The organism is Acidovorax delafieldii 2AN (genome assembly GCF_000175235.1).
Classification (GTDB): domain Bacteria; phylum Pseudomonadota; class Gammaproteobacteria; order Burkholderiales; family Burkholderiaceae_C; genus Acidovorax; species Acidovorax delafieldii_B.
Genome location: NZ_ACQT01000002.1, coordinates 20,091 through 46,086, shown reverse-complemented (window position 1 = coordinate 46,086; position 25,996 = coordinate 20,091). Strand labels below are relative to the sequence as shown.

The window sequence follows — 25,996 nt, the reverse complement described above, 5'->3', positions numbered from 1 at the left end:
GCAACGCATGAATACCGCCACCACAACCACCATCGCCCTCAACGAGGGGTTTTTCTCCCGCCGCAACTGGTTCGACTGGCTGTTTGCCGCGATTGTGGCGGTGGGCGGGCTGTATGTGCTGCAGCGCTATGGCAGCTACATGGATGTGTACGAAAAAGGCATCCTGCTGGGGGCCATTCCGTGCACCGTCTGGTTGGGATGGTTCTGGCGCCCGCTGCGGGTGCTGATGCTGGTGGTGGTGGCGCTGGCCCTGGTAGCGATTGGCCTGTACCAGCAGGATGGCGCCGGCAATCTTGCTCGGGCCGACACGGTGTTTGGACTCAAGTACTTTTTGTCCAGCCAGTCGGCCATCCTGTGGATGAGCATGCTTTTTTTCATGAGCACCATCTTCTACTGGCTGGGCATGTTTGCCCGGGGCGAGGGCCACACCATGGGCCTGATTGGCTCGCGCCTCGTTTGGGTGGCGGTGGGCATGGCCCTCACAGGAACGCTGGTTCGCTGGTATGAAAGCTACCTGATCGGCAGTGACGTGGGACATGTCCCCGTGAGCAACCTTTACGAAGTGTTCGTGCTCTTTTGCTGGATCACCGCCGCTTTCTACCTTTATTACGAGGAGCATTACCAGACGCGCGCCTTGGGCGGCTTCGTGATGCTGGTGGTGAGCGCTGCCGTGGGCTTTCTGCTGTGGTACACGGTTATCCGTGAAGCACACGAGATCCAACCCCTGGTGCCGGCCCTCAAGAGCTGGTGGATGAAGCTGCACGTGCCGGCCAATTTCATTGGCTACGGTACTTTTGCACTGTCGGCCATGGTGGCGTTTGCCTATCTGATCAAGCAGCAGGCTACCGAAACGCGGTGGTACAAGCTGGCGCCGCTGTGGTTGCTGGGTGTGGTGCTGTGTTTCGAGCCCGTGGTTTTCCGGCAGACGGGGGCAGAGGCGGGCAGCAGTTACTGGATGGTGTATTTCGGTATTTCGGCGTTCATCGTGGCCAGCATCCTTTTTGGCCGGCGCCGCATTGCATTGCGATTGCCGTCGTTTGAAATCCTCGACGACCTGATGTACAAGTCCATCGCCGTCGGCTTTGCCTTCTTCACCATTGCCACGGTGCTGGGGGCCCTGTGGGCCGCCGAGGCCTGGGGGGGCTACTGGAGCTGGGACCCCAAGGAAACCTGGGCGCTGATCGTGTGGCTCAACTACGCAGCGTGGCTGCATATGCGGCTCATGAAGGGGCTGCGCGGCACGGTGTCCGCCTGGTGGGCGCTGGTGGGGCTGGTGGTCACCACGTTCGCCTTCCTGGGGGTGAACATGTTCCTGAGCGGCCTGCACAGCTACGGCACCCTGTAATTGCCGTTGACGGGGCCGCGGCATGCGGCGTTGCCGCAGGGAACGAAATCCTCCTGCGGGTCTCCATGCTGGAGGTGCCGCACGTTCAACCTTCGGAGTCCTGCCATGCTGATCCCATCCCGTGCATCCGGCTTTCATCTGCCTTCCAGCGAAATCACGCCCAAAGATGTGTACGAGGGGCGCCGTGACCTGTTGCGGCTGATGGCCGGTGGGGCTGCAGGTGCTGCGCTCGCGTCGTGGGCGGGGCGCAGCGCCCTGGCGCAGACGCTGCCCCCCCGTCCTGGCAAGCAGGCGCCGCTGCAAGCCGCCAGGTCGGCTGTGCCCGGTGCGGTGTCATTGGAAAAACCCACCAGCTACCTTGACGCCACGAGCTACAACAATTTCTACGAGTTTGGCACCGACAAGGCCGACCCCGCTCGCAATGCGCACACGCTCAAGACGAGCCCCTGGACGGTCGAGGTGGAAGGGCTGGTCAGGAAGCCGGGCAAATACGGCCTCGACGATTTGCTCAAGCTGGGTGCACAGGAAGAGCGCATTTATCGGCTGCGCTGCGTCGAGGGCTGGTCCATGGTCATCCCGTGGGTAGGGTATTCGCTGGCCGAGCTGATCCGGCGGGTGGAGCCGCAGGGCAGCGCCAAATACGTTGAGTTCGTGACGCTCGCCGACAAGGCGACCATGCCCTATGTGGGCTCGCGCGTGCTCGACTGGCCCTATACCGAAGGACTGCGCCTCGACGAAGCCATGCACCCCCTCACGCTGCTGGCCTTCGGCATGTACGGCGAGATGCTGCCCCCCCAGAATGGCGCGCCAGTCCGCTTGGTGGTGCCGTGGAAGTATGGTTTCAAGAGTGCCAAGAGCATTGTCAAGATCCGCTTCGTCGAAAAAGAACCCTCCACCGCCTGGAACAAGGCGGCCCGGCAGGAATACGGTTTCTATTCGAATGTGAACCCCGAGGTGGACCATCCCCGCTGGAGTCAGGCCACCGAGCGGCGCATTGGCGAAGACGGGCTTTTCGCCAAGAAGCGCAAGACGCTGATGTTCAACGGCTACGAGGCGCAGGTGGGGCAGCTCTACACGGGCATGGACCTCAAGAAGTTCTACTGAACCCCGCTGCCGACAACCGGCGGCGCACCCATGCGAAAAATTCTGCTTCACCCGGCAGCAAAGCCGGTGGTGTTCGTGCTCTGCCTGCTGCCACTGGCCTGGCTGGTGTTTGCCGCTGCGGCCGACCAGTTGGGTGCCAACCCCGCAGAGGCCCTGATCCGCGCCACGGGTGACTGGACTTTGCGCGCCCTCTGCCTCGTGCTGGCCGTGACCCCATTGCGTGTCATGACGTCCACCCCGCAATGGGCACGGTTCAGGCGCATGCTGGGCCTGTTTGTGTTTTTCTACGGGCTCGTGCACCTGCTGAGCTACAGCTGGTTCGACATGGGGTTCGATCTGGCCGAGATCTTGCGTGACATCGCGAAGCGCCCGTTCATCCTTGTGGGTTTTTCCGCATTCTGCGTGCTTGCGCTGTTGGCGGCCACGTCGTTCCCGCGCGCAATCCGCGCCTTGGGTGGGCGCCGATGGCAAGCGCTGCACAGAGCGGTGTATGCGGTGGCAGGCCTCGCCATCCTGCACTTCTTCTGGATGCGTGCCGGCAAGAACAATTTCGCCGAAGTGGCCGTGTATGGCGCCATCCTCGCAGCCCTGCTCGGATGGCGCCTGTGGCGGCGCATGGCCAGGGAGCGTGCGCCCGGGCGTCCGGGCTCCGCCACTCCACTTTCCTGATTGCTATTTTAAATATAGCTATTAACGTCCGTGCAGAAAGCGCAAGGGACTGTTTTATCCATGGAAGCTACGCATTCACGGCCCGCAATGCGGGGCGCAGTTGCCGGCTCACCGGATCGATGTGGGCAGAGGGGTACTGGTAGGCACGGTCGTCGAACAGGTCGATGCCACACATGAGGTTTTCGATCCAGTCCAGGAATTCTGCGATGGCTTTCTTGCCCAGAATGGGCGCGCCATGTTGGGGCACCAGCATGGCGATGTCCAGCTGGCGGGCCATGCGAACCCACAGCCGCAGAATCTTGTTGGAGACCATGTAGCGCCGATGAAAGCCTTCCATGCGGGGAATGTGCGCTGCAAGATCGGTAACCGGAATGCGGGACTCCGCGCCCGACATCATCGAAACGCCCAGGTCGCCGGTGAAGAGAATGCGGCTGACAGGATCGTAGAAGTGAAAATTGCCCTCCGAGTGCATGAAGTGGGCCGGCAAAAGCACGAGCTCGTGGCGGCCCAGAGGCAGGTGCCCTCCGCTGTCGGGCACGCCGATCACGCGGTTTTCGGTCTTGCCGACCTTTGTGAAATGCGGAGCGAAACGCTCCCACACGCGCGAAATCACCAGCGAGGCCTGGGTGGTGCTCATCCAGCGGTCCAGCGAGGCAATGATGTCCGGGTCGGCGTGCGATGCAATGACGTAGGCGAGCTTGCTGGGCGGGAAGTGCTTCGACATGCCCATGAACAATTCGTTGAAAGCCAGGTTGCCACCGGGATCGATGATGGCGCCCGTGTCATCGTCGACGATCAGGAACTGGTTGGCCTGCACCGCCTGCCCATCTTCTTCGATGAGATCGGTGAACATGAGGCACGAATGATTTTTGTCACGGTAGAGTTCCAGGGCCATGTCGATGCTGCGGTGCAATAAAAGACCGACTGTACGAGTAACCCTACTTTTTATGCTTGATGAAAATCAAGCCAAGAGCCCTTGCTGTGAGGGCTGTTGCGCCGCGTTCAGCGGGTTGCAGACGCGGACGAAGTGGGCGCTGGTGCGGGATTGTTCTGGGAGGGAGAAAGGGTTTCGGGCAAGGTAGCCCTTTGCCGCGCCTCTGGAGTTCCCGGCAGATAGAGAGGCCCACGTTGGCCGCAGCCCCACAGTGCTGCCGTACTCGCCGCAAGGGCAATGGTCCTGACTAGAATTTGCGAAGCTCTCAACATGCGTAAATTGTATGACCGACCTTGAATTCCTGGACCACGCAGAAAAATTGCTGCTGGCCGTCGAGCGCAGTTGCGATCGCATCAACGACGCGGGTGAGGTGGACGTGGACAACCAGCGCTCCGGCGGTATGGTTACCCTGACGTTTCCCAACCGCAGCCAGATCATCATCAACCTGCAAAAACCGCTGCACGAGGTGTGGATGGCGGCACGGTCAGGGGGCTACCACTACCGTTTCGATGGCGCTGCGTGGCAGGACACGAAAGGCGCAGGCGAGTTCTTCGAGCGCCTCAGCCAGGACGCTACCCAGCAATCGGGTGCGCCGATCCGTTTCACTGCCTGAGATGCCCCGCTGGTCCGCTGAATTGGAGCCTTGCCGTGCTGAACGGCAATCGCTCCTTCGAAGTCGGGCCGCCTCCTGAGGTTGCGATACCCGCGCGCACAACTCAGCGGAGCCGTTCACGCTGGGTTTCGCTCAGTTGCGGAACAAGTCGAGAATGCGGTTGCGTTCTTCGGTCGGAGGCGGCGCATGGGGCGCAGCCGGCCCGCCAGCAGCGGCAGGCCGGTCGTCTACCCCTACGCTGGCGACCCCCGCATTGCGCGCATATTCCTCATAGAACCATTCGCCGCCGACGTTCACCACGCCGGGAGGAACGGTAGTTTCCATCACGGGCACCCCCTTGAGCGCCCGCTCCATGAAATTGATCCATACCGGAAGGCTCAGCCCGCCGCCGGTTTCTCGGCTGCCCAGGTTGCGGGGCTTGTCGTAGCCGATCCAGGTCACTGCCGTCATGGTGGGCTGGTAGCCGGCGAACCATGCGTCCACCGAATCATTGGTGGTGCCGGTCTTGCCGTGCAGATCGGGCCGCTTGAGGGTGGCTTGCGCGCGTGCTGCGGTTCCAGAGCGGGTCACTTCCTGCAGCAGGTTGTCCATGATGAACGCGTTCCGTGCGTCGATGGCGCGCGGCATGTCGCTGGCGGCAGGCGGTGGATTCTCGGAAATGACGCGCCCCTTGTGGTCGGTTACGCGCGTCACCAACCAAGGGTTGATGCGGTAGCCGCCGTTGGCGAACACTGAATACGCCGATGCCATTTCCAAGGGGGTGACGGAGCCCGCACCCAGTGCCATGGTGAGGTAAGCAGGGTGTTTCTCTGCCTCGAACCCGAAACGGGTGATCCACTCCTGCGCCGTCTTGGGTCCGACGGCCTGCAGAATCCGTATGGAGATCATGTTCTTGGACTTGGCCAGGCCTGTGCGCATGGTCATGGGGCCATCGTACTTGCCGTCGTAGTTCTTGGGCTCCCACGGCTGCCCGCCAGTAACCCCGGCGTCGAAGAAAAGAGGGGCGTCGTTAATGACGGTTGCGGGTGTAAAGCCTTTTTCAAGTGCGGCGGAGTAGATGAAAGGCTTGAAACTCGAGCCCGGCTGACGCCAGGCTTGGGCGGCGTGGTTGAACTTGTTCTTCTCGAAGTCGAAGCCGCCCACCAGGGCCTTGATGGCGCCGCTGCGAGGATCGAGTGCCACCAGGGCGCCCTCCACTTCGGGGAGCTGCGTGACTTCCCAAGTGTTCTTGGGTGTCCTGACCACGCGAATCACCGCACCCCGGCGGATCCTGATGTTGGCTGGAGCCTTGTCGCTCAGTCCCGACTGCGCGGGTTTGAGGCCGTCCCCCGTGATCTCGAGCATGTCGCCGTTGGCGCGCGCCGCGACAATCTTGCGGGCATTGGCTTCGAGCACCACGGCCGAAAGGACATCGCCGTTGTCCGGATGGTTGGCCAATGCGTCGTCGATCGCGTCCTCGACTTCCTGGGCTGACTCGGGAAGGGCCACGAATTTTTCGGGACCGCGATAGTGCTGGCGCCGTTCGTAGTCCATGATGCCGCGCCGCAGGGCCACATAGGCGGCCTCTTGGTCGCCGGCGTTCAGCGTGGTGTACACATTCAGTCCGCGGGTGTAGGCCTCGTTGCCATATTGGCTGAAAATCAGCTGCCGGACCATCTCGGCAACGTACTCGGCATGAACGCGCGTATTGTCTTGGCCGGATCGGATTTTCACCTCTTCCTTGCGGGCCTGGGTTGCTTCCTGAGCAGTGATGAACCCGTTCTCTTCCATCCGGTCAATGATGTAAAGCTGGCGCACACGGGCGCGCTTGGGATTGCTGATGGGGTTGTATGCCGAGGGAGCCTTGGGCAGGCCCGCGAGCATCGCTGCTTCGGCGATGGAAATGGATTTCAGCGGTTTACCAAAATAAGATTCAGAGGCAGCTGCAAAACCATACGCGCGGTTGCCAAGGTAAATCTGGTTCATGTAAATCTCGAGAATTTGGTCCTTGGTGAGCAAATGCTCGAGTTTGAATGTTAGTAAGATTTCGTAAATTTTCCGTGTAAATGTTTTTTCGGATGACAAATAAACATTGCGTGCCACCTGCATTGTGATAGTGGATGCGCCTTGGCTTTTGACACGTCCGAGATTGGCCAGCCCTGCTCGCAGCATTCCTTTGTAATCAACGCCGCCGTGCTGAAAAAAGCGGGTGTCTTCAATGGCGAGCACTGCATCCTTCATCACGGCTGGAATTTCGCGGATAGGTGTGAGGTTGCGTCGCTCTTCCCCGAACTCGCCCAGCAGCGCACCCTCGGACGAGTAAACCCGCAGCGGGAGCTTGGGGCGGTAGTCCGCAAGATCGGACACGTCCGGAAGATTGGGGTAAGCCATGGCCAGGGCTACAGCGATGACGAGTAGCAGCGCCAAGCCCCCTGCAAGGCCCAGCCCCAGGGCCCACAACAAGATCCGAAAAATCCAGCGCGTTGCGCCGGTGCGTGGCTTGGCCGCAGTGGAGCTTGGCTTCTGAGACGGTGGGTTGGGGAGGGGGGGCGCCATATCGCTCCGGATAGAAAAGAGCGCCATTATAAAAAGGACGCATCCTCCCTCGGAATTTAGGAAAGGAGGCAGTGGGTGATAGGCGTCGTGTCCTCGCTGACCGCCCCTTTTGAGATTACGCCGAGGGTCTGAATCGTCTGCTTTTGACAACGCCCAGAAGAATGCGGAAGGCCAAAACTCTTTGCTGGAGAACTATCTTACTGATAGCATTCATGTGAAATGTTAAGTTTTGTTGCGTCATTTTGGCAAGTTACAGGGGACCGATCTTGATCTCTATGGGGTCTTTTTTTAGTCGCCAGTCCGCACCGCTGCTGGGTATCGACATCAGTTCCTCGAGCGTCAAGCTGGTGGAGTTAGGGCGCGACAAGGCGGGTGGGTTGGTGCTTGAGCGTTGCGCTATCGAGCCACTGGAGCGCGGATGGATCACTGACGGCAACATCGAAAAATTCGATGAAGTCGCGGATGCGCTGCGCCGGCTCGTCAAGAAAAGTGGCACGCGCACGAAGAATGTCGCGTTGGCGCTTCCTCCTTCCGCTGTGATCACGAAAAAGATCACTTTGCCGGGCGGTATGACCGAGCAGGAACTCGAAGTTCAGGTGGAGTCTGAAGCGAACCAGTACATTCCTTTTTCGCTGGATGAGGTCAGTCTCGACTTCTGCGTGATCGGTCCTAGCAAAAGCGCACCCGGCGATGTGGATGTGCTGATCGCGGCTTCTCGGCGGGAAAAAGTACAGGACCGCCAGGGCTTGGCTGAAGCGGCAGGTCTCAAGCCGGTTGTCGTCGACATCGAATCTCATGCCTCGCGCCTCGCGGCGGGTCGTTTGATCGAAGCGCTGCCCAATAAGGGGGTGGACGCGCTGGTCGCTCTGTTCGAGGTGGGTGCACTCACGACAAGCATGCAGGTCATTCGGAATGAAGAAGTTCTGTATGACCGCGATCAAGCTTTTGGCGGGGCGCAGCTCACCCAACTCATCGTGCGGCAATACGGCTTTTCGGTCGAAGAGGCCGAAAGCAAGAAGCGCAGCGGGGACTTGCCCGAGGATTACCAATCTTCAGTGCTCCGACCATTTGTTGACAGCATGGCCCAGGAAATTGGCCGGGCGCTCCAATTTTTCTTTACCAGCACGCCCCACAATCGCGTCGACCACATCATGTTGGCGGGCGGCTCTGCACCGTTGCCCGGGCTGACCGAAGCCGTGACCCAGCAGACCGGGTTTGCGTGCAGTGCCGTCAATCCATTTGACGGCATGGAGATCGGAAGTTCCGTAAGGCTTAAGAAGATGGTCCGCGAAGCACCCTCTTATCTCACCTCATGTGGTTTGGCCATGCGGAGGTTCCTGCAGTGATATTGATCAATCTGCTCCCTCATCGGGAGGCTGCTCGCAAACGCCGGCGCGAAACGTTTCAGGCGACGATGTTTGCGTCACTGTTGGTGGGATTGGCCATTGCGGGAGCCATTTATTGGTGGTTCCAGGTCATGATCACTGACCAGCAAGAAAAGAATGGCTTTCTCCAGCGCGAAATCAAGGTGCTGGAGGGGCAAATCAAGGAAATTGCTTCTATCGAAGAAGAGATCGCCGCCTTGCGTGCGCGGCAGAAGGCAGTTGAGGATCTGCAGTCCGACCGCAATTTACCCGTGCACTTGCTGAATGAACTGGTGAAGCAACTGCCAGAAGGCGTATACATCACCAGCATGCGCCAAAGTGGGCAGACCATTTCCATGCAAGGAATGGCACAGTCTAACGAGCGTGTATCAGAAATGCTTCGTTACCTGGCCAACAACACCCCATGGTTCTCAAAACCTGAGCTAGTGGAAATCGTCGCCAGTAATGTTTCGCTAACGCCACGCGACCAGCGCCGGGTTGCTGCTTTCAATCTGCGATTTCAGCTTGTTCGGGCCAGTGAAGCCCAGAAGGTCATGGACGCTGCAAGCTCGGCTGTTGTCGTCCCGGGGAAGTGACCTATGACAAAAACAAAAACACCAAAGATTGATTTTGCTGCGCTGCAAAATAACTTACAGCGTCAGTTCAAAAATCTGGACACGAAGGATCCATCGCTATGGCCTGTGCTGCCCAAAGTTCTGCTGTGCGTGTTTCTTGCCGCAGGTGTGGCAGTCGTTCTCTGGTTCGTCAAATTGACCGACTATCAGACGGAACTCGAAATGGAGCGCGGCAAGGAGACAGTTCTTCGGGAAGATTACCAAAAGAAGCTTGTCAAGGCAGTCAGCCTCGAAGAGCTGAAAAAGCAGCGCGAGCAAATACAACAGTACGTTATCCAGCTTGAAAAGCAGTTGCCTAGCAAAGCAGAAATGGCTGCCTTGCTGTCGGATATCAACCAAGCAGGGTTGGGGCGCAGTCTTCAATTTGACCTGTTCCGACCAGGGCAGGTGGTGGTGAAAGACTATTATGCTGAATTGCCGATCGCAGTGCGGGTGACTGGCAAGTACCACGACATGGGGGCATTTGCCTCGGATGTTGCACACCTATCGCGTATTGTGACGTTGAATAACATCTCGATTGCGCCCGCTGGGAAGGACGCTGGCATGTTGTCGATGGACGCCACCGCCAGAACATTCCGATATTTGGATCCGGAAGAGATTCAGGCGCAGAAGAATGCCGGAGGGAAGAAATGATGTGGGCCGGCCGTTTTGCTCTGATCTGCAGTGTCGCTGTGTTGGCTGGATGTGGACCCACAGGCGAGGATGAGTTACGTCAGTGGATGACCGAACAACGGGCCACTACCAAGCCTCGTGTTACACCATTAACTGAGCCCAAGAAGTTTCTGCCACAGGCGTATACCCAAGAAGGCGGCGTGGAACCGTTCAACCAGACCAAGTTGACCCAAGCCCTGAAGCGTGACTCCGTGCAGGTTGCTTCTAACGCAACCCTCATTGCGCCGGAGATGGCACGTCGAAAAGAGCCTTTGGAGGCGTATCCACTTGACGCAATGGTGATGGTCGGCAGTTTGAATAAAACGGGAACTCCTACCGCTCTTCTTAAGATCGATAACCTGCTCTATCAGGTTCGAGTTGGTAATTACCTTGGTCAGAATTATGGAAAGATCACCAAGATCTCGGAAACATCGATCCAGCTGCGTGAAATAGTGCAAGACGCGACGGGAGATTGGATAGAGCGGACCGCATCGCTTGACCTGCAAGAGGGGAAGAAATGACAACGAAAAACATCTGGATTATGAGTCGCTACAGAAATGCCCTGCTTGCTGTGGCGGCGACGTTTGCAGCGACTATGGCCATGGCGCAGAGCGCCATTGAAGCGGTTACTGGCTCCATGCAGGGCGGCGCCGAAGTCGTTCGCGTTGAACTTTCGCAGCCGCTTTCCGCCGTTCCAAGTGGTTTTGCCATTCAATCGCCTGCACGTATTGCCCTGGATTTCCCAGGAACATCTAACGCTATGGGGCGATCATCGGTCGATGTCAATCAGGGTAATCTTAAATCCATCAATATTGTGCAGGCTGGAGACAGGGCGCGCTTGGTGCTCAATCTCAAGCAGGCGACTTCTTATCAAGCAGAAGTGCAGGGTAAAGTACTGCTGATTTCTCTTGTGCCGGTGACAGCATCCGCTGCTGCAGCTCAGCAAGCAACTGTCGCCGTTTTTTCTGAGAGCGGTAATGCTGAAACCTTGCCTCTGAAAGACGTTGATTTCCGTCGGGGCTCCGATGGGTCGGGTCGAATCATTGTGGGGCTCGCGAACAGCCAAGTGGGCGTGGATTTGCGGCAGCAGGGCAAAGGGTTGACCGTTGATTTTCTCCGGTCCTCGCTGCCGGAAGGGTTGCGTCGCCGTCTTGATGTGACTGACTTCGGTACGTCGGTACAAAACATCACCACATCCCAGCAAGGGGAGCGTGTGCGGATGGTGATTGAGCCCGTGGGTGAATGGGAGCACAGTGCTTATCAGAGTGATAATCAATTTGTTGTTGAAATTCGGCAAAAGAAGGTAGATCTTTCCAAGCTCACCAAAGGGCCTGGATACAGTGGAGAGAAGCTCTCTCTGAATTTTCAAAATATCGAAGTTCGATCGCTCCTACAGGTAATCGCAGATTTCACCAATTTCAATATCGTCACCTCCGACACCGTGACAGGGGCGCTCACACTCCGCCTTAAGGACGTTCCTTGGGACCAAGCCTTGCAGATCATCATGGATGCAAAGGGCCTAGGAATGCGCAAGTCGGGAACGGTGTTGTGGATTGCTCCGAAGGATGAAATCGACGCTCGCACCAAGAAGGATTTTGAGGCTGCCTTGGCCATTCAGAAATTAGAGCCGCTCAAGACTCAGGCATTCCAGCTGAACTACGCTAAGGCGGCGGACATGATTACCCAGTTGACATCGAGCACTGGCAGCGGTGGCGGAACGTCAACCCGTTTTCTTTCTGAGCGCGGTAGTGCCATTTCTGAGCCTCGCACCAATCAGCTTTTCGTTACCGATACGCCCAGCAAGCTCGAGGAAGTGCGTCAGCTCCTCCTTTCGCTTGACGTTGCAGTACGCCAAGTGCTGATTGAAGCCCGAATTGTTGAGGCGCGTGATTCCTTTGGGCGATCCCTCGGCGTGCGCCTGGGTGGCACGGATTTGCGTGCCAATCGGGGAGGGGATGGCGGCTATGGCATTGGTGGTGACAATCGGGTGGCTTTTGGCACGAGTTACAACAACGCTGTAGCTTCGAGCGGCGCGGGTGGAACTACCACTACCACCGGAAATTTCGTCAATCTTCCAGCAAGCTTGTCCAACGTGAACAGTGTTGGAAGCTTTGCGCTTTCGATCTTTAACTCTGCTGCCAATCGATTCTTGACCCTTGAGCTTTCTGCTATGGAGGCGGATGGAAAAGGGCGTATTGTATCTAGCCCGAGAATCATCACTGCTGACCAGACGAAGGCTTTGATTGAGCAAGGCACGGAATACCCTTATTCTATAACGGCACCAAATGGTGCTACGACTCTCGCCTTCAAGAAGGCTGTCTTGAAACTGGAGGTGACTCCTCAAATTACGCCGGAAGGTAACATAATATTGGACCTCGATATCAATAAAGATAGTCGGGGCGAGACTACTACCCAAGGTGTGGCAATTGATACAAAACATATCAAGACGCAAATATTGATAGAAAATGGCGGCACGGTAGTGATTGGTGGGATTTTTGAGATGGAGGACACCAATCAAGAAAATAAAATTCCTGTGCTCGGTGATGTGCCGGTGGTCGGTAATTTGTTTAAGAGTAGAACGAAAGAGTCTACAAAACGGGAGATGTTGGTCTTTATCACGCCGAAAGTGATTTCTGATCGTGGCCCCACCAGATGATTTTGATTGGAAGATGGAAAAATATATGATGAGATCTCTTAAAATATTTGCCATGGCAGCCCTTGGGTTCCTTGCCGCTTGTGGTGGAGGTGGGGGTAGTTCGGGTTCCACCAGTGAACCGTACAGCATTACGCTGCGATCAGTGAAGGCTCAATTGCCCTTGAATATTTCACACCAGGTTGCCAATTTGGGAGCCTATGCGCCTTATACTACAACTCTCTATGTTGAGGCTCGCCAAGGTGCGTTACCTGTTCCAGGTGGCACGGAAGTATTCGGTTGCAATATCGTCCAAGGGCTCGATTCGGGGGCTTTATATTACTTGGATGGAAAAGCTGAGCACGAAGATGAGAATAAGAACCCCAAGGCTTATCGTTCGGTGGCGCTTGATGCGAATACAGGGGCAGCTTCTTTTCATTTCCACGCCGGCGACCAAGCTGGAACGGCGCGTATAATCTGCTCGATTACGGATCCTCGTGATAAGCAAATACGTAGTGCAAGCGTTGATATTGCTGTTGGAGGGAATGCCAACGGTAAGCCTGCAAGTGTGCGGGCCGTGACTCAAGCTCCCGGATTCCTGGGGTCGCGCGATAATCTGTGGAATTTGCGTAACAACGTTGGGTTACAGGCGTTCTTGATGGACGATGCCAATCAACCTGTTCCTAATGCCTCGGCTGCTAATCTGCAGGTGAGCATTCGTCCATTTGGTGCGTCAGCGGGTGCTCGCCTGCTGTCAGGGGCACAGTCCGGAAGTGTGTTGCAAGTCAATACATCAGGCGGCGTGGGATCGTTCTCTCTATCGAGTGGCGCAAATAGTGGAATCATTTTGCTGGAACTCGTGACCGACCGCTTTGATAATAATGTGGCGAATGGAATTCAAGACGCAGTTTATTCGTTGACAGCCGTAAGCGTCGTTGATGCGGTGGCCGCAACTCCGTTAACGTTTGCCGCAACGGATATCAATGTCCCAAATACGCTTCCTTTTGCGTATGCACTATCGGCAACGGGTGGAGTAGCACCTTACACATGGTCTGCTACCGGAAGCTTGCCTCCCGGTTTGGCTTTGAACAGTTCAGGTGTTATTGCGGGGACTCCTTTGGCGGCACCGGGTGATTACAACATTGCAGTTACAGTTGTGGATGCTGTGGGTGCCCGAGTGACAAGTAACTTGAAGCTGACGGTTGCGGGTGCCTTGCCACTCGATCCTCTAGTTTTCACTGTCAATGGCTGTGGTGGAGACGTGAACGTGGCATGTCCCTTGCCTAGCGCTACGGGTGATAGCCTGTACCAGTATGCCTTCTCGGCCTCCGGCGGTGACCCCACTAAAGGTATCGCTTGGACAATTTCTGCTACCAAGCCGACTTGGTTGAGCGTGGCTCAGGTGGGTAACAACGGAGTAATTTCCGGGAAACCCCCTGTTCCTGCGACCGCCACTGATTGTGTTGCAGCAGAATTCTTTGTTACCGCAACTCAGGCGCCTGCAACTGTAACTCGCAAAGTGTCCATTAAGGTGACTGGCGGGGTTTGCCCTTAAACATCTGGGGTGCGCGTGTTGGCAATTCAGCTAGCCGCGTTCACCTCAGCAATCTGGGCCATTCAGCAGTATTTCGCCCCTCATGGTTGAGGGGCGATTTTTATTGGTAGATCATCCAAAAAAAGGCACGCGATTCAGTAGTTTTGACGAATCGCTTGATGAGACGCTAAACTTGATAGGCTGAAGCTATGTGCTTCGGAAGGTCGCTTGGCTGTGGTGTTTGGTAATGCGGATGTTCCAGATGGACTTGCGGCTAGCCCTCTTATACGCGAGTCTCTGAGGATTTCGTGCAATTTTGGATATTCAGTTTATGTCGTCCATTGATTTTTTCCAGGAGAAGGGGAACGTTCGAATTGAGCTTGGGGTACGAAGTTACCCCATCGAGATTTCCACTGAGAATTTTGCTTTGCCTTCTACGTACGCTACGCTTCCGGCGGCAGCTCATGCAGTAATTGTCACCAACATCACGGTAGCCCCGCTGTATGCAGATCGACTTCAGCGTGTACTTGCTGGGAAGTACGGCCAGATTCATCAAGTGGTGCTTCCAGACGGCGAAGAGCACAAGACATGGCAGACCCTCAATCTTATTTTTGACGCACTGCTGGAAAACGGTTGCGACCGCAAGACGGTGCTTTTTGCCTTGGGTGGGGGCGTGGTCGGCGACATGACGGGGTTTGCTGCTGCCACTTATATGCGGGGCGTGCCCTTCGTGCAGGTGCCCACCACACTGCTGGCCCAAGTGGATTCGTCTGTGGGAGGTAAGACGGCCATCAACCACCCCTTGGGCAAGAACATGATCGGGGCCTTCTACCAGCCCCTTTTGGTGGTTTGTGACCTTGCGACGCTCGATACGCTGCCGGCGCGCGAGCTCAGCGCCGGTCTGGCGGAGGTCATCAAATACGGGCCTATTGCGGACATGGAGTTCTTCGCGTGGCTTGAGTCATCCATGGATGCCTTGCGCAGCCGCGATCGCCGCGCGCTTGCACACGCCGTTCGGCGCAGCTGCGAGATCAAGGCATGGGTGGTGGGGCAGGACGAAATGGAATCTGGCCTGCGTGCCATCTTGAATTTCGGCCATACATTTGGTCACGCCATTGAGGCAGGAATGGGGTACGGCGCTTGGTTGCACGGCGAGGCCGTTGCCGCGGGTATGGTCATGGCGGCAGAGTTGTCGCGGCGACTGGGCCTGGTTGACGATCCATTCGCGCATCGCCTCAAAATGCTCATCCAGCGCGCGGGGTTGCCGGTGGTGGCGCCGGTTCTTGACGCGCAAGACAACGCCGGACGTTACCTGTCCCTCATGCGGGTGGACAAGAAGTCAGAGGCCGGGGAAATCCGCTTCGTTGTGATTGATGGCCCGGGCAAGGCGATTGTCCGGCCTGCGCCCGATGCCCTTGTTCGCGAGGTCATTGATGCGTGCTGCGTTTGATTGCTATTTTATTTCTAGCAATTGGTGGCCTGTCCGCAAGCGCATCGGGCCATTTTGATGCAATTTTCCGGTTTGGCTCCCTACGCCTGTGATCCGGCCCATAGTCGTGGCCGAAGGCATCGCGAGTTACCCGCACCCACCCGCACCGAGTACCAGCGGGACCGGGATCGCATCGTTCACTCCTCGGCTTTTCGTCGGCTGGTCTACAAGACTCAGGTTTTTCTGAACCATGAAGGCGACTTGTTTCGTACGCGGCTCACGCATTCGCTTGAAGTCGCGCAGTTGGGGCGCTCGATTGCCCGTTCTTTGTGCATCAATGAAGATCTGGTAGAGGCGATATCGCTGGCGCACGATCTGGGCCATACCCCTTTCGGGCATGCAGGGCAGGATGCATTGAACGCGTGTATGCGTGCCCACGGAGGCTTCGAACACAACCTGCAGAGTCTGCGCGTGGTGGACCGCTTGGAAGAGCGTTATCCCGATTACGACGGGATCAATCTGACTTTTGAGACGCGTGAAGGCGTGCTTAAGCACTGCTCTCTTGCCAATGCCCAGCGCCTGGAAGCGATCGAGCCAGGTGGGGTGGGGGGGCGGTTTCTGCGCAAAGAGCAGCCCAGCCTTGAGGCCCAGTTGTGTAATCTGGCCGATGAAATCGCGTACAACGCGCACGACATCGATGACGGCGTGCGTTCTGGCCTCATCACGCTGGTCCAGTTGGCCGACGTTGCGTTGTTTGACAAGTACCGGCGCGTTGCACAAGCCGAGCATCCGCATCTGACGGACGCGACCATGGGGCGGAGGCTCTTGTACGAAACCATTCGGCGGATGCTGAGTGCTCAGGTGTACGACGTCATTGATGCAACACGTGCCATGCTGGCCGACGTTGCCCCGCGCAGCGTGGCCGATGTGCGCATGGCAGGGCCGATGGTCACCTTCGGCGCGTCGATGCGGGACATGTCGTCCGAATTGAAGCGGTTTCTTTTCAAGAACCTTTATCGTCACCCCCAGGTCGTGGAAACCACCGGACGCGCCCAGCGTGTCGTGACCGATCTGTTTGCTGCATACGAGGCCGACCCCCGCGAAATGAAGGCGCGCTTCGCCCAGCAGGCGATGGTCGGCGATGCTTCCGCACGGGCCCGTGCAGTGGCGGATTTCATTGCCGGCATGACGGATCGCTTTGCAGCGCGCGAGCACGAGCGCCTCACCGGCTTGCGCGTGCTTGGCTGAGCTCGGTCAGGCTGCGCTCGGCCTTGCAGTTTAAAGCGGGAGTCGGAGCGCCGCCCTTTCATGTGCTCGTGCCTAGAAGCATGTCCCACTCACTGAGTCCATCTGCTTCGCAGAGCGCCCAAGGCGGGGGGGGGGGGAGGCGGAGCGGCAATGGCGAGCGAGTTTGTCATCCCCTGATAGATGGTGTGGGTAGGGCCGGGACGGACGTTGCATGGACGGCGCATGCCAACCTGTGACCTCGGTGGGCTCAAACCCAGATGGAGCGCCCAGCACAGCCACTGGCAGGCCCGCAGGCGGATGAGGGCGGGTATGGTCACTGTTGGCGGCATCTAGCGACCGGATTGATGGCCACAGTGTCACCACACGCCGACATCTTGGGATAACAAGAAGGGTCGTTGAAGCGGGACAGCCTCTGCGGCGGGGGGGCGCTAAAATTCGCTGTCTAATCAGTTGCCGTCAGAATCGATTTGCCATGAACCCTGTTTCCCCTGTCTCTTCGCCGGCACGTTCTGAAGGGGAGGGCGTTGTCAAGGCAGACATGGTGCGCTGGCTGGAACGGGCTGTGATCGGGCTCAACCTGTGCCCCTTTGCCAAAGGGGTGAACGCCAAGGGCCAGATCCATTACGTCGTCAGCACGGCGGCAGATGTTGCGGCACTCGAGCAGGATTTGCGGCGTGAACTGACTGCTCTCGCGGCTGTGCCTGCCGATGAGCGGGACACCACGTTGTTGATGGCCCCGTACTGCCTCATAGATTTCCTCGAGTTCAACGATTTTCTCGATGTGGCGGAGTCCACGCTCGAAGACCTTGGGCTGGACGGCACCTTGCAGATTGCAAGCTTTCATCCGCAATTCCAGTTCGCTGGCACCGACGAAGGCGACGTGACCAATTGCACCAACCGCGCACCGTATCCCACGTTGCATCTTCTGCGTGAAGACAGTATCGACAGAGCGGTGCAGGCTTACCCTCAGACCGAAGCCATATACGAGCGGAACATGGAAGTGCTCGAGCAGTTGGGCGCGGCCGGGTGGCAAGCTTTGGATGTGGGTGCCGGGTGCGCGGTCCGCTCAGAAAGCGCGCAGCTCAATGCGCCCAAAGGCGCCGCATGAAAGCACCTCAAGCCAAAGTCGCCCATGGTTCGCGCGGCCCCGTTCCGCAGGGCGGGGCCGAATTGCCCGAATTGCGTGCGGGGCAGTCGGTGGGGCTGCTCAAGGAGCTGCACATTCTTACGCGCGATGGGCGGCTCAACCAGGATTCGCGTCGCAAGCTCAAGCAGGTGCAGCACCTGTTTCAGTTCATCGAACCGCTGCTGCAGGAGTTGTCGGAAGACGGACACAGCCCCACGCTGGCCGACCATGGTGCGGGCAAGTCGTACCTCGGTTTCATTCTTTACGATTTGTACTTCAAGGCCTTGGGCCGCGGACACATTTATGGCATCGAAACGCGGGCCGATCTGGTCGAGCGTTCGCGTGCGCTGGCCGAACGCCTGGGCTTTGGGCGCATGTCGTTCCTGAACCTCTCGGTGGCCGAGTCGGCGCAAGCCGGTGAGCTTCCCGATCACATCGACGTGGTGACGGCCCTGCACGCCTGCGACACCGCTACCGATGACGCCATTGCATTCGGTCTGCTCAAGCGGGCGCGGGCGATGGTCCTGGTTCCTTGCTGCCAAGCGGAGGTGGCTGCCTGCCTGCGCCAGGGCAAGGCGCTGCAGCTCGCGCGTACGCCGCTGGCCGAACTCTGGCGCCATCCGCTGCATACGCGCGAGCTGGGCAGCCAGATCACGAACGTACTCCGGTGCCTGTACCTCGAAGCCAGCGGCTATCAAGTCACCGTGACGGAACTGGTGGGATGGGAGCACAGCATGAAAAACGAACTCATCATTGCCCGCTATACAGGCCACAAGAAGCGCGCGGCCGCCGAGCGACTGCGCGCCATTCTGGAGGAGTTCGGCCTGGAGCAGGCGTTGGGCGTGCGCTTCGGCTTGCAGGGCTCCTCTGCTGCACCGGCAGCGATCTGAAACCCGACGGTTGAGGGTGTCTCGGCCGTATCGGAATCAGAGGGGCAGATTTATGATTCGCATTTCTGCTCGAGCTTTCTTCCGTCATGGCCCGTCTTTCTCGCCTGGCGCTGCCCGGCTATCCCCACCACATTGTCCAGCGAGGCAATAACCGACAAAGTGTCTTTGTCGACCGCCAAGACTATGAGTTGATGCTCTCGTTGCTGGCGGACCAAGCTCAGCGGTGGGGCGTGGCGGTGCACGCCTACGTGCTCATGGAGAACCATTTTCATCTGCTGGCAACACCCCAGACGGTGGAAGGCATTCCCAAAATGATGCAGGCTGTGGGGCGCAGCTATGTGCAGGCATTCAATCGGCGGCACGGCCGCACGGGCACCCTGTGGGAAGGGCGCTATCGCTCTACCGTGCTGCAGCCCGAGCGCTATCTTCTCGCATGCATGGCCTATATCGATCTCAACCCTGTTCGCGCGGGCCTGGTCGCTCAGGCAGGGGACTACCCGTGGTCGAGCCACGGCCATTGGCTGGGCTTGCGCAACGACCGTTTGCTCACGCCCCCATCGCTGTACTGGGCCCTCGGCAATACCCCGTTTGCCCGCGAGGCCGCCTATGCGGCGCTGGTGCAGGAAGGCGTGGGTATGACCCAACAGAGCGAGTTGACCCGCTCCGTCCTCAGCGGTTGGGTGCTGGGGGACTCAGGCTTTGTGGAGAGCTTGCAAAAATTGACCGAACGGCGAATGGTGCGGGCGCGGGCCGGTCGGCCGCCGAAACCAGTCGTGCAGGCTTGAGGAGTCACTGGGCAAGCGTTTCAGTGCTGATTTCTTGTGTTTTTGATATGTCCCCAATTAAAAAAATGAAGCCAATTAAGTTTTTTTAATTGAACCCGACCCTAATTGTTGTGCTTGCATATCCATGTTGCAATGCACTAATCTTGCGGTCCCTGCGAAAAAATAGAGGAGTGCGCCATGACCACGGCTGCCGAGATCCAGCATCTGCAACAACACGGTTTGTATTCATCAGGTAACGAACACGACGCCTGCGGCCTCGGGTTTGTGGCCCATATCAAGGGTGTGAAGCGCCACGACATCGTGACGCAGGCCCTCAAGATTCTGGAAAACATCGATCACCGTGGCGCGGTGGGGGCCGACAAGCTCATGGGCGACGGCGCCGGTATCCTGATCCAGATTCCGGATGCTCTGTACCGTGAGGAGATGGCCAAGCAGGGCATCACGTTGCCGGCCGCCGGCGAATATGGCGTGGGCATGATCTTCCTGCCCAAAGAGCACGCCAGCCGCCTGGCCTGCGAGCAGGAGATGGAGCGCGCCATCAAGGCCGAGGGGCAGGTGCTGCTCGGCTGGCGTGACGTACCGGTGAACCGCGACATGCCCATGTCGCCCACCGTGCGCACCAAGGAACCTATTTTGCGCCAGGTCTTCATCGGCCGTGGCAACGATGTGATCGTGCAGGATGCCCTCGAGCGCAAGCTCTATGTGATCCGCAAGACGGCCAGCGCCGCCATCCAGAACCTCAAGCTCAAGCACAGCAAAGAGTACTACGTGCCCAGCATGAGCAGCCGCACGGTGGTCTACAAGGGGCTGTTGCTGGCAGACCAGGTGGGCACCTATTATCTGGATCTGCAAGACGAGCGCTGCGTCTCGGCTGTGGGCTTGGTGCACCAGCGCTTCTCGACCAACACCTTCCCCGAGTGGCCGCTGGCCCACCCGTACCGCTATGTGGCGCACAACGGTGAAATCAACACCGTCAAAGGCAACTACAACTGGATGAAAGCGCGCGAAGGCGTGATGGCCTCGCCCGTGCTGGCGGCCGATCTGCAAAAGCTTTACCCCATCAGCTTTGCCGACCAGTCCGACACGGCCACGTTCGACAACTGCCTTGAACTGCTGACCATGGCCGGCTACCCCATCAGCCAGGCCGTGATGATGATGATCCCCGAGCCCTGGGAGCAGCACACCACCATGGATGAGCGCCGCCGCGCCTTCTATGAATACCACGCCGCCATGCTGGAGCCCTGGGACGGCCCGGCCTCCATTGTGTTCACCGACGGCCGCCAGATCGGCGCCACGCTGGACCGCAACGGCCTGCGCCCTTCGCGCTACTGCATCACCGATGACGACCTGGTCATCATGGGCTCGGAGTCGGGCGTGCTGCCCGTGCCCGAGAACAAGATCGTGCGCAAGTGGCGCCTGCAGCCCGGCAAGATGTTCCTGATCGATCTGGAACAGGGTCGCATGATTGACGACGACGAGCTCAAGGCCAACATCGTCAACACCAAGCCCTACAAGCAGTGGATCGAGAACCTGCGCATCAAGCTCGACAGCATTACCGCAGATGCGGCGCATGCCGTCCCGCCAGCCGCAGGCTTGCCGCTGCTGGACCGCCAGCAGGCTTTTGGCTACACGCAGGAAGACATCAAGTTCCTGATGGCGCCCATGGCCAAGAACGGCGAAGAGGGCATTGGCTCGATGGGCAACGACAGCCCGCTGGCCGTGCTCTCGGGCAAGAACAAGCCGCTGTACAACTACTTCAAGCAGTTGTTCGCCCAGGTGACCAACCCGCCGATCGACCCGATCCGCGAGGCCATCGTGATGTCGCTCAACAGCTTCATCGGCCCCAAGCCCAACCTGCTGGACATCAACCAGGTCAACCCCCCCATGCGCCTCGAAGTGAGCCAGCCGGTGCTCAACTTCGCCGACATGGCCAAGCTGCGCGACATCGCAAAGCACACGCAGGGCAAGTTCCACAGCGTCACGATCGACATCACCTACCCCCTCGACTGGGGGCGTGAAGGGGTCGAAGCCAAGCTGGCCTCGCTGTGCGCGCAGGCCGTGGACGCCATCAAGGGCGGCGCCAATATCCTCATCATCAGCGACCGCGCCGTGAGCGCCACGCAGGTGGCCATCCCCGCACTGCTGGCGCTGTCGGCCATCCACCAGCACCTGGTGCGCGAAGGCTTGCGCACCACGGCCGGACTGGTGGTCGAGACCGGCACCGCGCGCGAGGTGCACCACTTCGCCGTGCTGGGCGGATACGGCGCCGAAGCCGTGCACCCCTACCTGGCCATGGAAACCCTGGCCGACATGCACAAAGAGCTGGGCGGTGACCTGTCGGCCGACAAGGCCATCTACAACTACGTCAAGGCGATCGGCAAGGGCCTGTCCAAGATCATGTCCAAGATGGGCGTGAGTACCTACATGTCCTACTGCGGCGCCCAGTTGTTCGAGGCCATTGGCCTGAACACCGACACCGTGGGCAAGTACTTCACCGGCACCGCCAGCCGCGTGGAAGGCATCGGCGTGTTCGAAATTGCCGAAGAAGCCATCCGCATGCACAAGGCCGCCTTTGGTGATGACCCGGTGCTCGAAACCATGCTCGATGCCGGCGGCGAATATGCCTGGCGCACCCGCGGCGAAGAACACATGTGGACGCCCGACGCGATTGCCAAGCTGCAGCACAGCACACGCGCCAACAACTGGAACACGTACAAGGAATACGCCCAGATCATCAACGACCAGAGCAAGCGCCACATGACCTTGCGCGGCCTGTTCGAGTTCAAGATCGATCCCTCCAAGGCGATCTCCATCGATGAAGTCGAACCCGCCAAGGAAATCGTCAAGCGCTTTGCCACCGGCGCCATGTCGCTCGGCTCCATCAGCACCGAAGCCCATGCCACGCTGGCCGTGGCCATGAACCGCATTGGCGGCAAGAGCAACACGGGCGAAGGCGGCGAGGACGCTGCGCGTTACCGCAACGAACTCAAGGGCATCCCGATCAAGAAGGGCGACACGCTCAAGAGCGTGATCGGCGTGGAAAACGTCGAAGTCGATTTGCCCTTGTTGGACGGCGACTCGCTGCGCAGCCGCATCAAGCAGGTGGCGTCGGGCCGCTTTGGCGTCACGGCCGAATACCTGTCGTCGGCGGACCAGATCCAGATCAAGATGGCCCAGGGCGCCAAGCCGGGCGAAGGCGGCCAGCTGCCTGGCGGCAAGGTCTCCAACTACATCGGCAAGCTGCGCCACAGCGTGCCGGGTGTGGGTTTGATCTCGCCCCCTCCACACCACGACATTTACTCCATCGAGGACTTGGCCCAGCTGATCCACGACCTGAAGAACGTGGCGCCTCACGCAGGCATCAGCGTCAAGCTGGTCTCCGAAGTGGGCGTGGGCACTATCGCCGCCGGCGTGGCCAAGTGCAAGAGCGACCACGTGGTGATCGCCGGGCACGACGGCGGCACGGGCGCTTCGCCCTGGTCGTCCATCAAGCACTGCGGCGGCCCGTGGGAAATCGGCCTGGCCGAAACCCAGCAGACCCTGGTGCTGAACCGCCTGCGCGGCCGCATCCGTGTGCAGGCCGACGGCCAGATGAAGACCGGCCGCGACGTCGCCATCGGCGCACTGCTGGGCGCTGACGAGTTCGGCTTTGCCACGGCGCCTCTGGTGGTCGAGGGCTGCATCATGATGCGCAAGTGCCACCTGAACACCTGCCCCGTGGGCGTGGCCACGCAAGACCCCGAGCTGCGCAAGAAGTTCTCAGGCAAGCCCGAGCATGTGGTGAACTACTTCTTCTTCATCGCCGAAGAAGTGCGCCAGATCATGGCCCAGCTGGGCATCCGCAAGTTCGACGACCTGATCGGCCGCACCGACCTGCTCGACATGCGCCAGGGCCTGGAACACTGGAAGGCACGCGGCCTGGACTTCAGCCGCCTGTTTGCCCAGCCTAACGTGCCCGCCGATGTGCCCCGCTTCCACGTGGACGTGCAAGACCACAACATCGAGCACACGCTGGACCGCAAGCTCATCGAGCGCAGTAAGCCTGCCATCGAAAAGGGTGAGCGCGTGCAGTTCATCGAGGTGGCGCGCAACGTGAACCGTTCGGTCGGCGCGATGCTGTCCGGCGCGGTCACCCGTGTGCACCCCGAAGGCTTGCCTGACGACACCATCCGCATCCAGCTGGAGGGCACGGGCGGCCAGTCGTTCGGTGCGTTCCTCACGCGCGGCATCACGCTGTACCTGATCGGAGACGCCAACGACTACACGGGCAAGGGCCTGTCGGGTGGCCGTGTCATCGTGCGTCCCAGCATCGATTTCCGGGGCGAGGCGGTGCGCAACACCATCGTGGGCAACACCGTGATGTACGGCGCTACCACGGGTGAGGCTTTCTTCAGCGGCGTGGCCGGTGAGCGCTTTGCCGTGCGCCTGTCGGGTGCCACCGCGGTGGTCGAAGGCACGGGCGACCACGGTTGCGAGTACATGACCGGCGGCACCGTGGTGGTGCTGGGCAAGACCGGCCGCAACTTTGCGGCGGGCATGAGCGGCGGCGTGGCCTACGTGTACGACGAAGACGGGCAGTTTGATACACGCTGCAACATGTCCATGGTGACGCTCGAGCGCATCCTTCCCGCCTCTGAACAAGAGGCCACGGTGCCGCGCGCGATCTGGCACAACGGCCAGAGCGACGAAGCCCAGCTCAAGAAGCTGCTGGAAGACCACAACCGCTGGACGGGCAGCAAGCGAGCCCGCGAGCTGCTGGACAACTGGGCCACTTCGCGCAGCAAGTTCGTCAAGGTCTTCCCGACCGAGTACAAGCGAGCGCTGTCTGAAATTTATGAGCGAAAAGTGCTGGAAGAGCCCGCTACTCCAGCGGTAGCTGCTATCAATAAGGAAGTGACGCCTGCCAAGTAAGGCGGTACCACCGACTCCAGCACAGCATTCATAAGGACACCGTCATGGGAAAAACCACAGGCTTCATGGAATACGAGCGCATCGAAGAAGGCTACAAGCCTGTCGGCGAGCGCCTCAAGCATTACAAGGAATTCGTCATCGGCCTCGATGAGGCGCAGGCCAAGGTGCAAGGCGCGCGCTGCATGGACTGCGGCACGCCGTTCTGCAACAACGGCTGCCCGGTGAACAACATCATTCCGGACTTCAACGATTTGGTGTACCACGCCGACTGGAAGAGCGCGATCGAGGTGCTGCACAGCACCAACAATTTCCCCGAGTTCACGGGCCGCATCTGCCCCGCACCGTGCGAAGCAGCCTGCGTGCTGAACGTGAACGACGATCCCGTGGGCATCAAGAGCATCGAGCACGCCATCATTGACCGCGCCTGGGCCGAGGGCTGGGTGCAACCGCGCCCCGCCAAGCACCAGACAGGCAAGAAGGTCGCCGTTGTGGGTTCGGGCCCCGCCGGCCTGGCCGCAGCCCAGCAGTTGGCGCGCGCGGGCCACAGCGTCACCCTCTTTGAAAAGAACGACCGCGTGGGCGGCCTGTTGCGCTACGGCATCCCCGACTTCAAGATGGAGAAGTCGCACATCGACCGCCGCGTGAAGCAGCTCGAAGCCGAAGGCGTGGTCATCCGCACCAGCGTGTTCGTGGGCGCCGCCAAGGACGGCCTGGGCAAGGATTCCAAGGTCACCAACTGGGCCAAGGAAACCGTCACGCCTGAGCAACTGCACAAGGAGTTCGACGCCGTCTTGCTGACCGGCGGCTCCGAGCAATCGCGCGACCTGCCCGTGCCGGGCCGGGATCTCGACGGCATCCACTTCGCCATGGAGTTCCTGCCCCAGCAGAACAAGGTCAACGCCGGCGACAAGCTCAAGGGCCAGCTCCGCGCGGATGGCAAGCACGTCATCGTCATTGGTGGTGGCGACACCGGCAGCGACTGCGTGGGCACCAGCAACCGCCACGGCGCGGCCAGCGTGACCCAGTTCGAGGTGATGCCCATGCCCCCCGAGGTGGAAAACCGCCCCCTCACCTGGCCTTACTGGCCCCTCAAGCTGCGCACCAGTTCCAGCCACGAGGAAGGCTGCGTGCGCGAATTCGCCATCTCCACCAAGGAGTTCACGGGCGAAAAGGGCAAGGTCAAGGGCCTGACCACGGTGCAGGTCGAATTCAAGGATGGCAAGCTGGTCGAGATTGCCGGCACCGAGAAGCACTACCAGGCCGACCTGGTGCTGCTGGCCATGGGTTTCGTGCACCCGGTGGCGCCCGTGCTCGACGCCTTCGGCATCGACAAGGACGCTCGTGGTAACGCCCGCGCCACGACCGACTTCGATGGCGGCTACGCCACCAACGTGCCCAAGGTGTTTGCCGCAGGCGATATGCGGCGCGGCCAGAGCCTTGTGGTCTGGGCGATCCGCGAGGGCCGCCAGGCGGCACGGGCCGTGGACGAGTTCCTCATGGGCTATTCCGATCTGCCACGCTGACTCGCGTCTGCACCTGCAAGCGGCGCCCTTGGGCGCCGTTTTGCTTTGTCCGTACGTTCCTGGCTGCG

General features: G+C 59.4%; 20 protein-coding genes. 17 read left to right on the top strand and 3 right to left on the bottom strand.

The window, feature by feature from the left end; all coding sequences use genetic code 11:
* The first annotated feature begins 7 nt into the window (after window positions 1–7).
* From ccsB to ACDELDRAFT_RS00710, 3 genes are all read left to right on the top strand, one after another.
* Window positions 8–1,345, top strand: a complete 1,338-nt coding sequence (gene ccsB / locus ACDELDRAFT_RS00720) for a c-type cytochrome biogenesis protein CcsB (protein WP_005792787.1) — start codon at window positions 8–10, stop codon at window positions 1,343–1,345.
* A gap of 105 nt (window positions 1,346–1,450) precedes the next feature.
* Window positions 1,451–2,449: a protein-methionine-sulfoxide reductase catalytic subunit MsrP gene (gene msrP / locus ACDELDRAFT_RS00715; protein WP_005792786.1), complete on the top strand. Its 999-nt coding sequence runs from the start codon at window positions 1,451–1,453 to the stop codon at window positions 2,447–2,449.
* Between the two features lie 30 nt (window positions 2,450–2,479).
* Entirely contained in the window at window positions 2,480–3,118 is a 639-nt protein-coding gene (locus tag ACDELDRAFT_RS00710) for a sulfite oxidase heme-binding subunit YedZ (protein WP_005792785.1), read from the top strand.
* Window positions 3,119–3,185: 67 nt separating this feature from the next.
* Here ACDELDRAFT_RS00710 and ACDELDRAFT_RS00705 read toward each other — a convergent pair whose 3' ends face one another.
* The gene (locus ACDELDRAFT_RS00705; RefSeq protein ID WP_005792784.1) at window positions 3,186–4,013 is read right to left on the bottom strand and encodes an MBL fold metallo-hydrolase; all 828 of its coding nucleotides are present in this window, start codon (window positions 4,011–4,013) and stop codon (window positions 3,186–3,188) included.
* Window positions 4,014–4,120: 107 nt separating this feature from the next.
* The gene (gene lptM / locus ACDELDRAFT_RS23805; RefSeq protein ID WP_081470056.1) at window positions 4,121–4,324 is read right to left on the bottom strand and encodes an LPS translocon maturation chaperone LptM; all 204 of its coding nucleotides are present in this window, start codon (window positions 4,322–4,324) and stop codon (window positions 4,121–4,123) included.
* Between the two features lie 11 nt (window positions 4,325–4,335).
* On the opposite strand from lptM, the gene cyaY reads away from it, so the two are divergent.
* Entirely contained in the window at window positions 4,336–4,665 is a 330-nt protein-coding gene (gene cyaY, locus ACDELDRAFT_RS00700; RefSeq protein WP_005792783.1) for an iron donor protein CyaY, read from the top strand.
* A gap of 132 nt (window positions 4,666–4,797) precedes the next feature.
* Here the strand turns inward: cyaY and ACDELDRAFT_RS00695 are convergent, their stop codons facing one another.
* Complete coding sequence (locus ACDELDRAFT_RS00695; RefSeq protein WP_005792782.1) at window positions 4,798–7,200, bottom strand: penicillin-binding protein 1A; 2,403 nt, start codon at window positions 7,198–7,200, stop codon at window positions 4,798–4,800.
* A gap of 275 nt (window positions 7,201–7,475) precedes the next feature.
* Here ACDELDRAFT_RS00695 and ACDELDRAFT_RS00690 point away from each other — a divergent pair, with 275 nt between their 5' ends.
* The 13 genes from ACDELDRAFT_RS00690 (at window position 7,476) to ACDELDRAFT_RS00630 (ending at window position 25,928) form a co-directional block, all read left to right on the top strand.
* A complete protein-coding gene (locus ACDELDRAFT_RS00690; protein WP_005792781.1) occupies window positions 7,476–8,546 on the top strand; it encodes a pilus assembly protein PilM in 1,071 nt (356 codons plus the stop codon).
* On the top strand, window positions 8,543–9,160 hold the full coding sequence (locus ACDELDRAFT_RS00685) for a PilN domain-containing protein (protein WP_040327614.1): 618 nt from the start codon (window positions 8,543–8,545) through the stop codon (window positions 9,158–9,160). Before ACDELDRAFT_RS00690 ends, ACDELDRAFT_RS00685 begins: the two co-directional genes overlap by 4 nt.
* Before the next feature lie 3 nt (window positions 9,161–9,163).
* Complete coding sequence (locus ACDELDRAFT_RS00680) at window positions 9,164–9,832, top strand: type 4a pilus biogenesis protein PilO (protein WP_005792779.1); 669 nt, start codon at window positions 9,164–9,166, stop codon at window positions 9,830–9,832.
* Window positions 9,829–10,371, top strand: a complete 543-nt coding sequence (locus ACDELDRAFT_RS00675; protein WP_005792778.1) for a pilus assembly protein PilP — start codon at window positions 9,829–9,831, stop codon at window positions 10,369–10,371. The genes ACDELDRAFT_RS00680 and ACDELDRAFT_RS00675 overlap by 4 nt, the downstream gene beginning before the upstream one ends.
* A 74-nt stretch (window positions 10,372–10,445) precedes the next feature.
* Window positions 10,446–12,506, top strand: coding sequence for a type IV pilus secretin PilQ (pilQ, locus tag ACDELDRAFT_RS00670; RefSeq protein ID WP_420042315.1), 2,061 nt, complete (start codon window positions 10,446–10,448; stop codon window positions 12,504–12,506).
* On the top strand, window positions 12,490–14,037 hold the full coding sequence (locus ACDELDRAFT_RS23800) for an Ig domain-containing protein (RefSeq protein WP_232504678.1): 1,548 nt from the start codon (window positions 12,490–12,492) through the stop codon (window positions 14,035–14,037). The genes pilQ and ACDELDRAFT_RS23800 overlap by 17 nt, the downstream gene beginning before the upstream one ends.
* Before the next feature lie 310 nt (window positions 14,038–14,347).
* Entirely contained in the window at window positions 14,348–15,466 is a 1,119-nt protein-coding gene (gene aroB / locus ACDELDRAFT_RS00660) for a 3-dehydroquinate synthase (protein ID WP_005792774.1), read from the top strand.
* Window positions 15,467–15,523: 57 nt separating this feature from the next.
* A complete protein-coding gene (locus ACDELDRAFT_RS00655; protein ID WP_005792771.1) occupies window positions 15,524–16,693 on the top strand; it encodes a deoxyguanosinetriphosphate triphosphohydrolase in 1,170 nt (389 codons plus the stop codon).
* Window positions 16,694–17,165: 472 nt separating this feature from the next.
* Entirely contained in the window at window positions 17,166–17,801 is a 636-nt protein-coding gene (locus tag ACDELDRAFT_RS00650; protein ID WP_050784098.1) for a DUF1415 domain-containing protein, read from the top strand.
* Window positions 17,798–18,709, top strand: a complete 912-nt coding sequence (locus ACDELDRAFT_RS00645; RefSeq protein WP_005792769.1) for a class I SAM-dependent methyltransferase — start codon at window positions 17,798–17,800, stop codon at window positions 18,707–18,709. The genes ACDELDRAFT_RS00650 and ACDELDRAFT_RS00645 overlap by 4 nt, the downstream gene beginning before the upstream one ends.
* Window positions 18,710–18,795: 86 nt before the next feature.
* Complete coding sequence (locus ACDELDRAFT_RS00640) at window positions 18,796–19,494, top strand: REP-associated tyrosine transposase (protein WP_005792768.1); 699 nt, start codon at window positions 18,796–18,798, stop codon at window positions 19,492–19,494.
* 177 nt (window positions 19,495–19,671) lie between these two features.
* A complete protein-coding gene (locus ACDELDRAFT_RS00635; RefSeq protein ID WP_005792767.1) occupies window positions 19,672–24,405 on the top strand; it encodes a glutamate synthase-related protein in 4,734 nt (1,577 codons plus the stop codon).
* A 44-nt stretch (window positions 24,406–24,449) separates the two neighbouring features.
* Window positions 24,450–25,928 carry a glutamate synthase subunit beta gene (locus ACDELDRAFT_RS00630; RefSeq protein ID WP_005792766.1) on the top strand — a complete coding sequence of 493 codons (1,479 nt, stop codon included), beginning with the start codon at window positions 24,450–24,452 and terminating at the stop codon, window positions 25,926–25,928.
* The last annotated feature ends 68 nt before the right edge of the window (window positions 25,929–25,996 follow it).